Below are 14153 nucleotides of genomic sequence, written 5' to 3'. Positions count from 1 at the left end.
GGACGGGCATGCGAATTCGTACGGTCGTGGCGTTGACCGGAGCTTTGGCGCTGTCCCTGACGGCCGGCTGCGCCAAGGGAGGCGGTGCGGGGCCGTCCGCGAACACGGTGTCGTACTGGCTGTGGGACGCCAACCAGCTGCCCGCCTACCAGGCCTGCGCGAAGGGCTTCGAGGCGGAGAACCCGGGCTTGAACGTGAAGATCACGCAGCTCGGCTGGGACGACTACTGGACCAAGCTCACCGCGAGCTTCATCGCGGGCACCGAACCGGACGTGTTCACCGACCACATCCAGAAGTTCGGCCAGTTCGCCGATCTCAAGGTGCTGGAACCACTCGACGGCCTGGGCATCGACCCGTCCGACTACCAGTCCGGGCTCGCCGGCAACTGGACCGGCCAGGACGGGCACAGCTACGGCGCTCCCAAGGACTGGGACACGGTCGCCCTCTTCTACAACCAGAAGATGGCCAAGACCGCCGGGCTCAGCGCGCAGGAGCTGAACACCCTCTCCTGGAACCCGAAGGACGGCGGCACCTTCGAGAAGGCCATCGCCCGTCTCACCATTGACAGGAACGGCAAGCGCGGTGACGAACCGGGCTTCGACAGGCACCACGTCAAGGTGTACGGCCTCGCGACGGGCGGCGGCGGGGACGGCGACGGCCAGACCCAGTGGAGCAACTTCGCCGCCTCCGCGGGCTGGACCTACACCGACAAGAAGCGGTGGGGCACGAAGTACCAGTACGACAGCAAGACCTTCCAGTCCGTCATCAAGTGGTACTTCGGCCTGGCCAAGAAGGGCTACCTGGCCCCCCTCACGGACTACAGCGCGGGCGCCAATCCGGCGAACGCGCAGGTCGCCGCGGGCAAGGCGGCGGCAGCCTTCGACGGTGCCTGGATGATCTCGACGTACTACGGCGTCAAGGGCCTGAAGGTGGGGACCGCCTTCACCCCGGTGGGCCCCACCGGCAAGCGCGCCACCATGATGAACGGCCTCGCCGACTCCGTCACCAAGAACGCCCCCAACAAGCAGGGCGCTCTGAAGTGGGTGAAGTACCTGTCGTCCGACGCGTGCCAGAAGACCGTGGGCGGCTACGGCATCGTCTTCCCGGCCACGCCCGACGGCACGCAGGCCGCGGTAGCCGCGTACGAGAAGAAGGGCATCGACGTCACGGCCTTCACCCGGCCGGTCGCCGACAAGAAGGACTTCACGACCTTCTCCTTCCCGATCACCAACTACTCGGCGGACATGTTCGCGCTCATGCACCCCGCCATGCAGGACATCTTCGGCAACGGCAAGCCCGTGAGCAGCCTCGACGAGACCACCGACCAGATCAACCTGATTCTCGACCAGTGAACCGACCACTCCATCGACCAGTGAAGGGCACGCCACACATGACGTTCTCCCTCGGCATCGTCGGCGCCGGACAGTTCTCGGGCCAGTTCGCCAAGCTGTTCCTGGCCCATCCCGGCGTCCGCGACGTCTACGTCACCGACCTGCTCACCGAACGGGCCGAGCAACTGGCCGCCGCCGAAGGCCTCACCGGCACCTTCCCCTCGTACGAGGCCATGCTGGAGTCGACGGACGTCGACGCCGTCGCGATCTTCACCCAGCGCTGGACGCACGGACCGCTGGTCGTGAAGGGCCTCAACGCCGGCAAGCACGTGTACTCCGCCGTCCCGATGGCGATCACCACCGAGGAGATCGCGGCGATCATCGACACGGTCAAGGCGACCGGGCTGACCTACATGATGGGCGAGACCAGCCAGTACAACCCGGCGACCGTGCACGCCCGCAACCAGATCGCCGAGGGCGCCTTCGGGCGGATCTTCTACGCCGAGGGCGACTACGTCCACGACATGGACCTCGGCTTCTACGAGGCGTACCAGTACAGCGGCGGCGAGAACTGGAAGGCGACCGCCAGCTATCCCCCGCTGCTGTACCCGACGCACTCGGTGGGCGGGGTGCTGGGTGCCTGGCAGACGCACGCGGTGAGCGTGTCGGCGATCGGGGTGGTCGACGACCGCGGCGACGGGGTGTTCGACAAGGAGGTCAGCCAGTTCGGCAACGACGTCTCCAACGCGACGGCCCTGTTCGAAGTGGCGGGCGGCGGGTCGTTCCGTACGAACGAGTTCCGGCGGGTCGGCTACCCCTCCCACATCCGGGAGTCGCGTTTCCGGTTCTTCGGGACGGAGGGGAGCATGGAGCAGCTTGCCACGGTGGCCATGTGGCAGGACAAGAACGGCGTCAAGGACATCAGCGAGCTGCTGGAGCCCAAGCCCACCATGTCGCCCGACGACCCGTCACTCCAGCACATCGCGCCGGATCTGCGGGCCGCCTTCACCTCGGGGTCGGCGCCGGTGCACGACCGGGCGCGGCTGCCGCGGGAGTTCGACAGCCTGCACAACGGTCACGAGGGCAGCCACCACTTCCTGGTGGACGACTTCGTGACCGCCGTGAACACGCGGACGCTGCCCACGGTGAACGCGTGGGTGGCCGCCCGCTACACCCTGCCGGGCATCGTCGCGCACGATTCCGCGCGGCAGGGCGGGGCCAGGCTGGAGATCCTGGACTTCGGGGACGCGCCCCAGTAAGGGGGGCACGCGTGGGCCGGGGGCCTCTGTCAGGTGCCCGGCTTGCGGCCGTACACGAAGACGTCGTCGCCCTTCTTCAGCAGCGCCCAGTACTTCTTGGCGGAGGTCGTCGTCATGTTGACGCAGCCGTGCGAGCCGGGCGGGTTCCACATGCTGACGCCGACCGAGTGGAAGGCCTGGCCGCCGTCGAAGAACTGGCTGTAGGGCATCGGCACGTCGTAGATGCTGGAGACGTGGTCGATGTTCCGCCAGTAGATCTTCTTCAGGCCGGTGCGGGTCTCGTACCCGTTGCGGCCGGTGCGGACCGGGACGGGGCCGTAGACGAGCTTCTTGCCGTCCTGGATCCAGCTGAGCTGGAGGGTCAGGTTCACGCAGGCGATGCGGCCCTTGTTGACCGGACACTTGCCGGCCTTGTTGGGGTTGGTGCCGACGGCCTTCTGCTTGTTCATGAGGTCCATCACGCCCCACGTGACGGACCCCGCGTAGCCGGCGTTCGGCGTGATGCCGTGCTTGTTCTGGAAGCCCTGGATGGCCTTGCAGTCGGCGGCGGACTGCTTGCCGTCGACCGGCCGGCCGAGGAACTTCTCCACCTGCTTCTGGTAGGGGCCGGTCTGCGTGGTGCAGCTCGCGGCCTGCGCGGGCGTGGCGCCCAGCGCGAGCGTGAGCGGTGCCATCAGTCCGGCTACCCCGAGTGCGACGGCTCCCCGTCGGCGTATGTCCCCCATGGCGGTCCTTCCCCGTCCGTGCGATGTGACGCTCTCCACCAGCTAGACCGTCACCCCGAGGCCACGGTTGTAGGCCGCCTGGTGCTGAGACGAAACGGTGACAGTCGGACCCCGGGAGTCGGCCCGCTCCGCGCCGCCATCAGTTCGGTCGCCCCGAATTGGCCCCGGCGTACGACGCCGGCCGCGGCCTACGCTCCCGGTCATGCACAGGACACTCGCCGACTACCTCTCCTTGCTCCCCGACCTCGGCAGTCCGCCCTGGGCCTCGGCACGCGGGAGGTGACCGGCCTGTCATGAGCGGTCGGTCGTCCATACGGGCAAACGGCAAGGCGCCCGACGACGATCCCCTTCCGGCCGAGGGCGCCGGGGCGGACGGGGCTCTCGCCCGGTTCGCCGAGCGATGGGCGCCCGGCTTCTCCGGCTCGGCGGGCCCCGCCACCTCGGCTTCGTGACGGCGGAGCGACTCCCGCCGCGCTCGCCGGGGCCTGGCCGACGAACGCGTACGACCAGACGTGTCCGGAGCGGCCGGTCCTGGGCGACGGCCCTGGAGCGGGAGACGGTGGGCTGGCTTTGGGAACTGGTCGGGCTCAGCGACGCGCACACCGGGGCGTTCGTGACCGGTGCGACCGTCGTCTCCGACACCGTGGGACTCGCCGTCCGCGAGTGGCTGGGCAAGCGCCTGGGCGTGGACGTCTCCCGCGAGGGCGCCGCCGCGCTCGTCCCGGTCGACGTGCTCCCCGGCAGTCCGCACTCCAGCGTTACCAAGGCCCCTGTCGGTGCTCGGCATCGGCCGGGACAGACTGCGGCAGGTGCGGGTGCTGCCCGGCGACCGGGAGGACGTCGACGTCGCCGCTCTCGATGCGGAACTGGCCTGTCTGGGCGGGCGGCCGGCGATCGTCGTGGCCAACGCCGGCACCGTGAACACCGTCGACTTCGACGACCTGCGGGCCATCGCGGCGCAGAAGGAACAGCACACCTTCTGGCTCCACGTGGACGCAGCGTTCGGCTGTTTCGCCGCCCTGTCCCCCCGCCACGCGCATCTGGCCGAAGGGCTGGACGCGGCCGACTCGATCTGCGACGACCTACAAGTGGCTCCATGTCCCCCTACGACGCGGGCGTCCAGTTCACAAGCCGCCGCGAGCTGCAGCTCGCGGTGTTCCACAACGCCCTACCTGGGCCTGCCCGCTGGAGAACCCGACTTCCTCCACCTCACCCCGGAGAACTCCCGGCGGCTGCGGGCCCTGCCCGCCTGGTTCTCGCCGCCGGCGTACGGCCGTGCGGGGCACCGCGAGGTCGTCGAACGCAACGTGGAGCTGGCGCGGCGGCTCGGTGCGCGCGTCGAAGGGCTGCCGACGCTCAGCCTGCGCGCACCGGTCCGGCTCGACGTCGTCTGCTTCGCTCTCGCCGAGGATCCCACGCAGGAGCGGGTCGAAGCGCCGGCCGGGGCCGTAACCGCGTCCGGGGAGGCGTTCCTGACACCGGCCGTGTTCGGCGGGGCGCCTGCGCTGCGGGCGGCGTTCAGCAACTGGCGGACCACCGAGGTCGACACGGAGCGCGTGATCACCGCCCTGGCCGCAGCCGTCTGACGACAGCGACATCTCCGGACGGCGCCCCCTCAACCCACCGCCACCTCCGGCTCACCCCACACCCTCCCGACCAGGCAAAACCGGTCGACTCTTGAGTTTACGGATGAAGTGGCGTATGTATGTATACGTCGTATATTTCTTCCGTAAGGGACACCTGATGATCGACACGGGACTGCCGGGCGACACGGCAACGGTGACGGTGCTCATACCGGCCTACAAGGAGGTGGACTCCCTCCGTCACGTCCTTGAGGCGCTCCAGGGACAGACACGTCCCGCAGATCGCATCATCGTGACCCTCGATCCGCACAAAGACGGCGGGCGAACCCAGGAACTGGAGCGGATCGCCCGCGAAGCGGGTGCTGAGGTCTGGCATTCGGCCGGCAATCGGCACAAGAAGGCGGGCAACCTCAACGGGGCGCTGGACAGACTGCTGCCGAGCCTCTCGGACGACGACGCAATCCTCATCCAGGACGCCGACACCTATCTCGATCCCCACTTCATCGAGATGACTCACCGCAAGATGAGACAGGGATACGGCGCCGTAGGCGGGAATTTCCGCGGCCGCTCGGGCGGAAGGCTGTGCGGAACGTTCCAGCGCAACGAGTTCGCTCGATACGCTCGGGACACAGCACGAAAGCACGGCAAGGTACTGTGCCTTACCGGAACCGCCTGCCTTTTCAAGGTCGAAAGCCTGAAGGGCGTTCTCGCCGCTCGAATGATCGGCCGGCTTCCCGCGGCCGACGGAGTCTACGATACGAAGGCATTGACGGAGGACAACGAACTCACGCTCGCCCTGAAGCATCTCGGATGGCGTATCACCGCTCCGGCTCGGGCGACCATGAGCACTGAGGTCATGGAAACCTGGGGTGCCCTCGCCAAGCAGCGGCTTCGCTGGAAGCGAGGAGCGCTGGAGAATCTGATCGACTACGGCCTGACTCGCTACACCACAGAAGGTTGGGTCAGGCAGGTCATAGCGTTCCTCGGGGCATCCATATCGACCGTTTACATAGGTTCGATCATATGGTTCCTCGCCTCCGGTACGGGTCTCAGGATCGCCCCCTTCTGGCTCGCCTTCACAGCGTTCTACGCCATTGAGCGCGCGATCACCGTGAAATCCAGGGGCTGGCGTGCATCGGTCGCATCGATGCTGGTCATACCGGAGTGGCTCTATGACCTGTTTCTCCAGGGAGTGCACATCCGCGCGCTCGCGGCTGCGGCCCTTCGAAGGGAGCGCAGTTGGTGACTCTTAGTCGGTGACCGAAAACACGGAGCAGAAAAAGGAGAGAGTCATGGCGAACTACGCAGGCGCAGGTACCACGGCCAGCAGCGCTGGTGCGGCAGGAATGCTTCCCCTTACCGGGGGGCCGGACAGCATCTGGTTCTGGATGATCGCATTCGTTCTGATCTCTGCGGGATTTGCCGTTCTGCGGCTGGTTCCACGCAAGATCAAGGACGACTCCTGACATGAGAAGGGCCATGCGCCTTCTGGGTATCGGCCTCCTGCTCGCCGGTATGGTCCTGGTCGGATTCACGTTCCTCCACAACTGGCAGGCGGACCACGAATACAGCGATACCCAGCAGAAACTTCATGAGGTTCTTCGGAAGTCGGCTGCCCCTTCGGCGGCAGCCGACCAGAAGAAGCCTGTTTTTCATGAAGGCGACGCGCTAGCAGTGCTGAAAATTCCTCGATTCGGCGCCGAATATTCCGCCGTGATTCTTGAGGGTGTCTCCCGGGGGACGCTTGAGAAGGGTCCTGGGCACTTTCCGGGAACAGCGATGCCGGGAGAAGTCGGAAACTTTGCGGTCGCCGGTCACCGGACAGGCTGGGGACAGCCGTTTCATCGGCTCCCAGAGCTGGAAAAGGGGGATGTGATCAAGGTCGGGCGGGAGGGAACCGAGTACAGCTATCGAGTCACCCGGACCAAGGTCGTCAGCCCCTCTGACATCGGTGTTGTTCTTCCCGTTCCCAACGAACCGGACAGCAAGGCCGACAAGGCCCGGATCACTCTCACCACATGTACGGACCGAGGGTGGAACGGCACATACGTCCACCGCCTGGTGGCATGGGGTGAGCTGGACAAGGGGTAATTCCACCGGAGGCACGCGCTATGACGAATGATTCAGAGTCGACCCCGGGTCGACGCGCCGGCCGCGGAGGCCACGCCAGACTCAGCCGGGAGCGTGTGCTGGCCGCTGCCCTGGAACTGGTTGACCGTGAAGGTCTTTCCGCATTGAGCATGCGCAGCCTGGGAGCCGAACTCGGCGTCGAGGCGATGAGCCTGTATCGCTACGCGCCGGGCAAGGACGCCCTTCTGGACGGGCTCGTAGAGGTCCTCTATCTACAGTTGGAGGGCCGTCTGGCCGAGGCACCCGTTCAGCGGGCGCCACCGGCCGCGGAGAGGCCGGACTGGCGGGCCGGACTGCGCCGTATCGCCCTGACCACCTACGACGTCTGCGTCGACCACCCCCAGGCGGTACCGCTGCTCTCCACTCGCATGATGGCGGTCCCGCTGGCGCGGCGGTCGCCGGCGGTCCTCAGGGATCATGAGCGGGTGCTCGGGCTGCTCCGGGACGCCGGGTTCGACGCGGCCGGTTCCGCCGCCGTCTTCCGCGCCTTCACCGCCTGGGCCCTCGGGTACACGTGGGTGGACCTCTCAGCCACGGTGGACGACCCCGAGGAACCGGACCCCACGTTCCGTCTCGGACTGCACCGCATGCCGCCCCGGGAGTTGCCCAGGCTCCGCGAGACCGCTCCCGCCCTCGCCGAGCGAGGCGGGCCCGAGGGCCTGGTCGCCGGGTTGGACGCGCTGCTCGGCCGTTCCCCAGGAGTGAGCGGGTAGCGCCGTGCCGGCCTGCGAGCAGCCGGGCGAGTGCGGTGCCCCCCCATGCCGGCGCGTCGCGCCGGCATGCGTGGCACCGCGGGTCACCGGTAACCGGTGGTGTCTGCCGGTTTGCCCACGTCCTGGACCTCGACGAGGTACCGCCAGGCGTCCGGGCGGCTGCCGTCGAGGTCGGTGAAGCCGTACACCTGGGCGAGTCCGCCGCTGGAGAGGGACTGGCCGTTCCACCGCGCCACCTCGGGATCGGCGGCGAGGGCGGCCACCGCGCGGCCCACATAGCGGGGTGTCTCGGAGATGGCGAAGTGGGGGACACGGGCGGCGGCCTCGCGCCAGTCGTCCTCGCGCACGCCGAAGTTGTCGAGCATCATCTCCGACCGCAGCCAGCCGGGGGTGAGGGCGACGGCGGTGGCGCCGTGCGGTCCGAGCTCGTGACCGAGCGCGAAGGCCATCCGCAGGACGGACGCCTTGGCGAGGTCGTAGAAGAAGCTGTTCCGGTAGGTGTCGCGGTTGTACTCGGCGGTGCCGTCGGTCATCTCCACCACCAGTCCCCCGGGGTGGCGCAGGAGCAGCGGCAGGGCGTGGTGGCTGGTGATGGCGTGCGTCTCGACGGCGAGCCGGAGCAGCCTGAGGCCCTTGTCGAGGTCGTGCTCCCAGACGGGGGCGTCCCAGGCGAAGAGGTGCTCGCCGCCCCAGATGTCGTTGACGAGGACGTCGAGGCGGCGCTGCTCGTCGGTGATGCGGTCGACGAGGGTGCGGACCTGCGCCGGGTCGAGGTGGTCGGTGGGGACGGCGATGCCGTGGCCGCCGGCTTCGGTGACGAGGTCGGCGGTGTCCTCGATGGTCTCGGGTCGGTCGTACTCCGAGCGGCGGGTCCGGGTGCTGCGGCCGGTGACGTACACCGTGGCGCCGGCCGCCCCGAGTTCCACGGCGATGCCCCGTCCGGCTCCCCGGGTCGCCCCGGCGACCAGTGCCACCTTGCCCGTCAGCTGTTCCGGCATGTCCGGCCTCCCGTTTCCCTGTCTGCGATGGGTCTCGCTACGAGGGTGGCGGGTAAGCCGGACACCTTCTGTCGTCTTTCAGGGCGAGATCACCCGGCCGCGCGCAATTTCTCCTCCAGCGCGTCGAAGTCCGCCACGAACCAGATGTGGCCGCCCTGGTTCGTCTCGTGGACGAAGTCGCGCAGAGCCGTGCTCCCGGTGACATGAGCGGAGACGTCTCCCACGACGGCGAGGCGCAGCCGGTAGTTCACGAACTTCTGCATGACCGCGCCCGCGACCCCCGACCGCAGCCGGAAGAACTCCTCGGCCACCCGCTCCACGGGCACGGCGACCACCTGGGCGTCCCGTCCGAACGCGTCGCCGATCAGGTCGAGCGCCGCGCGTTCGCCGTCGAGGGCCGGTCCGTCGGGGGCGCAACGCAGGATGCCCACGTCGTTCAGGCGCACGACGTCGTCGGCGGACATGGCGGCTTCGTCAGTGACCACGGGTGATCCACTCCTGAAGCTGCGGGGCCTCCGCCCCGATGGTCGTCGGGTCGCCGTGGCCGGTGAGGACCTTCGTCTCGGGCGGGAGAGCGAGCAGACGGTCCCGGATCGAGTCGATGATCGTCGGGAAGTGGGAGTAGGAGCGGCCGGTGGCGCCGGGGCCGCCCTGGAAGAGGGTGTCGCCGGTGAAGACGGTGGCGAGGGCCGGGTCGTACAGGCAGACCGCGCCGGGCGCGTGCCCGGGGGTATGCAGGACGCGCAGGTCGGCGCCGGCGGCCTCGATGACCTGGCCGTCCTGCAGCCAGGCGTCGGGGTCCCGGTCCGGGTGGGTCTGCTTCCACAGCGGCAGGTCGTCGCGGTGGAGCCAGATGGTGGCTCCGGTGCGCTCGGCGAGTGCGGGCGCGGCGTCGATGTGGTCGTTGTGGGCGTGGGTGCACACGATGGCGGTCAGCCGGCGGTCGCCGACGGCCTCGGCGATGGCGTCGGCGTCGTGGGCGGCGTCGATGACGATCGCTTCGTGGTCGTCGCCGACGATCCACACGTTGTTGTCGACGTCCCAGGTGCCGCCGTCGAGGGTGAACTGGCCGGAGGTCACGAGGCGTTCGACGCGCGGGGTCATCAGAGCACCACCACCGAGCGCAGGACGTCGCCGTGGTGCATGCGCTCGAAGGCCTTCTCCACGTCGGTGAGTTCGATGGTCTCGGACACGAACGCCCCCAGGTCCAGGCGGCCTTGCAGGTGCAGGTCGATCAGCATGGGGAAGTCGCGGCTGGGCAGGCAGTCGCCGTACCAGGAGGACTTCAGGGAGCCGCCGCGGCCGAAGACGTCGAGGAGCGGCAGTTCGAGCTTCATCTCGGGGGTGGGCACGCCGACCAGGACCACCGTGCCGGCCAGGTCGCGGGCGTAGAAGGCCTGCTTGTAGGTTTCCGGGCGGCCGACCGCCTCGATCACGACGTCCGCGCCGAACCCGCCGGTCAGCTCGCGGATCGCCTCCACCGGATCGGTCTCGCGGGAGTTGACGGTGTGGGTGGCGCCCATGGTGCGGGCGGTCTCCAGCTTGCGGTCGTCGATGTCGACCGCGATGATCTTCGCCGCGCCCGCCAGGTTCGCTCCGGCGATCGCCGCGTCACCGACGCCGCCGCAGCCGATGACGGCGACCGTGTCTCCGCGGCCGACCTGTCCGGTGTTGATCGCGGCGCCGATGCCGGCCATCACTCCGCAGCCCAGAAGGCCCGCGACCTGTGCCGAGACCGAGGGGTCCACCTTGGTGCACTGCCCGGCCGCCACCAGCGTCTTCTCGGCGAACGCCCCGATGCCCAGCGCCGGGGACAGCTCCTGGCCGGTCGACGCGAGGGTCATCTTCTGCCCGGCGTTGTGGGTGTCGAAGCAGTACCACGGCCGCCCGCGCAGACAGGCCCGGCACCGTCCGCACACCGCGCGCCAGTTCAGGATCACGAAGTCACCAGGGGCGACGTCGGTGACATCGGCGCCGACGGCCTCGACGACACCCGCCGCCTCGTGCCCTAGCAGGAAGGGGAAGTCGTCGCTGATGCCGCCCTGCTTGTAGTGCAGGTCGGTGTGACAGACCCCGCAGGCCTGCACCTGCACCACGGCCTCACCGGGGCCGGGGTCCGGCACCACGATGGTCTCCAGTCGCACCGGCTCGTCCTTGCCCGGTGCGATCACGCCGCGTACTTCCTGCGCCATGGTGCCGGCCCCTTCCCTCGGCTCGTGTCTGTCCCTGCCCCGACCCTACGTCTGACTGATCAGTAACGGGGCGGCATCACGAGGCGACGCCCACCGGAAGGCGCCTCGCGTCGGCGCCGACGTAGCCTGAACGCTCCGCCCGCAGGCAGGCCCGAGGGAGCATCGTGAGCATCGCAGAGACCGAGACCGGACCGCCCGCGTGGCGGCTGATCCTCGGATACGTACGGCCGCACCGGTGGGCGCTGCTGGCGGGTGCCGCGCTCTCGCTCGTCACGGGGGCGACGGGGCTGATGCTTCCGTTGGTGGCCCGGGAGTTGATCGACGACCTGTCGCACGACCGGGCCATCACCGGCTGGCTGGTCCTCATGTCGGGGCTGGTGATCACCAACGCGGCGCTGGGGGCTCTGGGTTCGTTCGTGCTGCGGCGCACCGCCGAGTCGGTGGTGCTCGGGGCGCGGCGCAGCCTGTCGTCGTATCTGCTGCGGTTGCGGATCGCGGCCGTGGACCGCAGCGAACCGGGCGATCTGATGGCGAGGATCACCTCGGACACCACGCTGCTGCGGGAGGTCACCACGGACTCGCTGGTGGGTCTGGGCACCGGCGGGCTCACGCTGGTCGCGACGGTGGTCATGATGGGCCTGGTGGATCCGGTGCTGCTCGCCGTGACGATGGCGGTGATCGCGGGCGCGGGCACGGTTCTCGGGGTGATCGTGCCGCACATCAACCGGGCGAGCCGGCAGGCGCAGGACGCGGTGGGCGTGATGGGGGCCTCGCTGGAGCGGATACTCGGCGCGCTGCGCACGGTGAAGGCGTCCGGCGCCGAGCACCGTGAGGAGCGGACGCTGCACGAGGCGGCCGAGGAGTCGTGGCGGCAGAGCGTGCGGGCCGCCAAGTGGTCGGCCGCGGCGGGCAACACGGCGGGCCTGGCCATGCAGATCGCGTTCATCACGGTGCTCGCGGCCGGCGGGGCGCGGGTGGCGACCGGGGCGATCGACGTGGGCACGCTGGTGGCGTTCCTGCTGTTCGTGTTCTACCTCATGTCGCCGATCCAGCAGGTCGTCGGCGCGATCACGCAGTACCAGACGGGCGCCGCGGCCCTCACCCGCATCCAGGAGGCCATGCGGCTGCCCGCCGAGCCGGCGGCCGAGCCCGCGCCGCTGCCGTCCACGGGAGCGGAACCCGCGTCCGTCGCCTTCGAGGACGTCCGGTTCCGGTACGCGGAGGATCTGCCGTACGTCCATCACGGGGTGACGTTCGCCGTGCCCGCCCAGGGCATGACGGCGTTCGTCGGGCCGTCGGGGGCGGGCAAGACCACCGTCTTCTCGCTCATCGAGCGGTTCTACGACCCGGAGTCCGGGACGGTGAGGCTGGACGGCCGGGACCTCGCGGACTGGGATCTGCCCGGTCTCCGTTCCGCCATCGGGTACGTGGAGCAGGACGCCCCGGTCCTGTCGGGTTCGCTGCGGGACAATCTGCTGCTGGGCAACCCGGACGCGGACGAGGAGGCCGTCGCCCGGGTGGTGAAGACGACCCGGCTCGACGGCCTGGTCTCCCGCCTGCCCGCCGGCCTCGACACACTGGTCGGACATCGCGGGACCAGGCTGTCGGGCGGTGAGCGCCAGCGGGTCGCCATCGCCCGTGCCCTGCTGCGCCGCCCGCGGCTGCTCCTTCTCGACGAGGCCACGTCGCAGCTGGACGCGGTGAACGAGGCGGCGCTGCGCGACACGGTCGCCGATGTCGCCCGGACGACCACGGTGCTCGTGGTCGCCCACCGGCTGTCGACGGTGACGATGGCGGACCGGATCGTCGTGATGGACGCGGGGCGGGTACGGGCGGTGGGCACGCACCGGGAGTTGGTCGCCGCCGACCCGCTGTACGCGGAGCTGGCCGCCACGCAGTTCCTCGCGACGGCCGGGTGAGCCGTCCGGCCGCTCAGTTCTCGAGGCGGCGCAGTCGTTCCGCGTCGCCGGTGCGGGGGCAGGTCACGCAGGCCTCGGCGGGCCGGATCGCATAGAACATGCAGCAGCCGGCGCGGGTGCGGGTGACGTGCCGTCGGCCGTCGTCGCCCACCAGGTGGCGGAAGCCGGCGCCGGAGGGGTACGGCGGCACGGGGGCCGGCAGGACCTCGGTGGCGGCCCGCAGGGCGTCGTCCTCCTGTCCGAGCATCCGGCCGAGGTACCAGATCCCGGAGACGAGGTCGTCGGAGACCATGCCCCACAGGGTGCGCGCGCCGCGTCGTGCCGTCGGACCGATCGCGGCCAGCAGTGGACGCATGTGATCGGCGACCGCCATCCGCAACGCGGCCCGCAGCTGCTCCTCCTGAGGGAGAGTCAGCACTCCGGGCAGTGTGGCCACGGGGTCGCCGGGGAGACAGGCGAGGTCGGTGCCCGGGGTGATCACGTATGTGGCGGAGGCGAGGTCGAGCCGGAGATCCTCGGGCCGGATCCGGGGCACCCGCCGTTCGAGGTACCAGACGCCGCCCATCAGCAGCCCGACGGTCCAGGCGTAGTCGTGCAGGGCGCGGGAGGCGGCGACGTGGCGGCGCGGGGCGGTCCCGTAGCGGTCCTCGATCCGGGCGGCCTCGGCGTCGACGAAGGCGTCGAGCACGTGCTGGTCGGATACCAGTTCCCCTGCCGGCACGCCCTCTTGCGCCGCCGCGTCGCCCGGTTCCGCGACCCGCACGTCGAGCGCTTCACACACGCCGGTCAGGCGCCGGTAGGCGTCGGCGAGGGCGTGGGCGACTGCACCGTCCGGAGAGGTCTTCAGGGCCACGGACATCGACGCTCCAGGGCAGGGAAATCGGCGGAATCAAGGTAGGCAAGGCTTACCTTATCTATAAGATCCCGGAGTGGTGATCAAGGGGGTTCCCGTGCACGGCCGAAAGAAGCGCACGTCACAGCGGGGCCACAGCCATTTGGCCAGCAAAGCAAGCCTCACCTAAGCTCACGCTTCGTGACCGCGACCAGGCACGGACCTCTCTCCCTCGCCGGACCCGGAGCCCTGTTGCTCTGTGCCGCGCCGAGTCTCGCCCCCGGCGCCCGCCCCGCGCCCCCGGCCACGGTCGCCGCCGCGCTCGTCGCCGTCCTCGCGCCTGAGCTCGCCGGCACTTGGCTGGTCGTCAGGAACGGCACCGCGATACGGCACTGCGCCACCACCGCCTGACGCGCTCGCGGCGGGCCGTCGCCACGAGCGCGGCCCGCACCTTCGACCCCCCGCCCGCTA

At 69.6% G+C, this 14153-nt stretch carries 16 protein-coding genes; 10 read left to right on the top strand and 6 right to left on the bottom strand.

The window, feature by feature from the left end:
- Window positions 1–8: 8 nt before the first annotated feature.
- Both KUM49_RS18170 and KUM49_RS18165 read left to right on the top strand, forming a co-directional pair.
- Window positions 9–1352 carry an extracellular solute-binding protein gene (locus tag KUM49_RS18170; RefSeq protein ID WP_217237894.1) on the top strand — a complete coding sequence of 448 codons (1344 nt, stop codon included), beginning with the start codon at window positions 9–11 and terminating at the stop codon, window positions 1350–1352.
- Window positions 1353–1390: 38 nt separating this feature from the next.
- Window positions 1391–2590, top strand: a complete 1200-nt coding sequence (locus tag KUM49_RS18165) for a Gfo/Idh/MocA family protein (RefSeq protein WP_217237893.1) — start codon at window positions 1391–1393, stop codon at window positions 2588–2590.
- 29 nt (window positions 2591–2619) lie between these two features.
- Here the strand turns inward: KUM49_RS18165 and KUM49_RS18160 are convergent, their stop codons facing one another.
- Window positions 2620–3315 carry a L,D-transpeptidase gene (locus KUM49_RS18160; RefSeq protein ID WP_217237892.1) on the bottom strand — a complete coding sequence of 232 codons (696 nt, stop codon included), beginning with the start codon at window positions 3313–3315 and terminating at the stop codon, window positions 2620–2622.
- 293 nt (window positions 3316–3608) lie between these two features.
- On the opposite strand from KUM49_RS18160, the gene KUM49_RS18155 reads away from it, so the two are divergent.
- The 6 genes from KUM49_RS18155 to KUM49_RS18130 all read left to right on the top strand — a co-directional run bounded on the left by KUM49_RS18155 (window position 3609) and on the right by KUM49_RS18130 (window position 7741).
- The gene (locus KUM49_RS18155; RefSeq protein ID WP_217237891.1) at window positions 3609–3767 is read left to right on the top strand and encodes a hypothetical protein; all 159 of its coding nucleotides are present in this window, start codon (window positions 3609–3611) and stop codon (window positions 3765–3767) included.
- A gap of 324 nt (window positions 3768–4091) precedes the next feature.
- Window positions 4092–4901: an aspartate aminotransferase family protein gene (locus KUM49_RS18150; RefSeq protein WP_217237890.1), complete on the top strand. Its 810-nt coding sequence runs from the start codon at window positions 4092–4094 to the stop codon at window positions 4899–4901.
- Window positions 4902–5058: 157 nt separating this feature from the next.
- Entirely contained in the window at window positions 5059–6144 is a 1086-nt protein-coding gene (locus KUM49_RS18145) for a glycosyltransferase family 2 protein (RefSeq protein WP_217237889.1), read from the top strand.
- A 46-nt stretch (window positions 6145–6190) separates the two neighbouring features.
- The gene (locus KUM49_RS18140) at window positions 6191–6364 is read left to right on the top strand and encodes a hypothetical protein (RefSeq protein WP_217237888.1); all 174 of its coding nucleotides are present in this window, start codon (window positions 6191–6193) and stop codon (window positions 6362–6364) included.
- 1 nt (window position 6365) lies between these two features.
- Window positions 6366–6989 (top strand): class E sortase, encoded by a 624-nt coding sequence (locus KUM49_RS18135; protein WP_217237887.1) that lies wholly within the window; start codon window positions 6366–6368, stop codon window positions 6987–6989.
- Window positions 6990–7009: 20 nt separating this feature from the next.
- Window positions 7010–7741: a TetR/AcrR family transcriptional regulator gene (locus KUM49_RS18130; protein WP_217237886.1), complete on the top strand. Its 732-nt coding sequence runs from the start codon at window positions 7010–7012 to the stop codon at window positions 7739–7741.
- Window positions 7742–7824: 83 nt separating this feature from the next.
- Here KUM49_RS18130 and KUM49_RS18125 read toward each other — a convergent pair whose 3' ends face one another.
- The 4 genes from KUM49_RS18125 to KUM49_RS18110 all read right to left on the bottom strand — a co-directional run bounded on the left by KUM49_RS18125 (window position 7825) and on the right by KUM49_RS18110 (window position 10931).
- Window positions 7825–8739, bottom strand: coding sequence for an SDR family oxidoreductase (locus KUM49_RS18125; protein WP_217237885.1), 915 nt, complete (start codon window positions 8737–8739; stop codon window positions 7825–7827).
- Window positions 8740–8828: 89 nt separating this feature from the next.
- Window positions 8829–9203 carry a DUF4180 domain-containing protein gene (locus KUM49_RS18120; RefSeq protein WP_217238240.1) on the bottom strand — a complete coding sequence of 125 codons (375 nt, stop codon included), beginning with the start codon at window positions 9201–9203 and terminating at the stop codon, window positions 8829–8831.
- A gap of 10 nt (window positions 9204–9213) precedes the next feature.
- Window positions 9214–9843 carry an MBL fold metallo-hydrolase gene (locus KUM49_RS18115; protein ID WP_217237884.1) on the bottom strand — a complete coding sequence of 210 codons (630 nt, stop codon included), beginning with the start codon at window positions 9841–9843 and terminating at the stop codon, window positions 9214–9216.
- Window positions 9843–10931: an S-(hydroxymethyl)mycothiol dehydrogenase gene (locus tag KUM49_RS18110; protein ID WP_217237883.1), complete on the bottom strand. Its 1089-nt coding sequence runs from the start codon at window positions 10929–10931 to the stop codon at window positions 9843–9845. The genes KUM49_RS18115 and KUM49_RS18110 overlap by 1 nt, the downstream gene beginning before the upstream one ends.
- 164 nt (window positions 10932–11095) lie before the next feature.
- On the opposite strand from KUM49_RS18110, the gene KUM49_RS18105 reads away from it, so the two are divergent.
- On the top strand, window positions 11096–12850 hold the full coding sequence (locus KUM49_RS18105; protein ID WP_217237882.1) for an ABC transporter ATP-binding protein: 1755 nt from the start codon (window positions 11096–11098) through the stop codon (window positions 12848–12850).
- A gap of 13 nt (window positions 12851–12863) precedes the next feature.
- Here KUM49_RS18105 and KUM49_RS18100 read toward each other — a convergent pair whose 3' ends face one another.
- Entirely contained in the window at window positions 12864–13709 is an 846-nt protein-coding gene (locus KUM49_RS18100; RefSeq protein WP_217237881.1) for a (2Fe-2S)-binding protein, read from the bottom strand.
- 174 nt (window positions 13710–13883) lie between these two features.
- Here KUM49_RS18100 and KUM49_RS18095 point away from each other — a divergent pair, with 174 nt between their 5' ends.
- Complete coding sequence (locus KUM49_RS18095; protein WP_217237880.1) at window positions 13884–14093, top strand: hypothetical protein; 210 nt, start codon at window positions 13884–13886, stop codon at window positions 14091–14093.
- Window positions 14094–14153: the final 60 nt, after the last annotated feature.

Origin of the sequence: Streptomyces sp. AC555_RSS877 (genome assembly GCF_019049245.1) — a bacterium.
Classification (GTDB): domain Bacteria; phylum Actinomycetota; class Actinomycetes; order Streptomycetales; family Streptomycetaceae; genus Streptomyces.
This window is presented reverse-complemented; position numbering and strand designations above follow the sequence as displayed.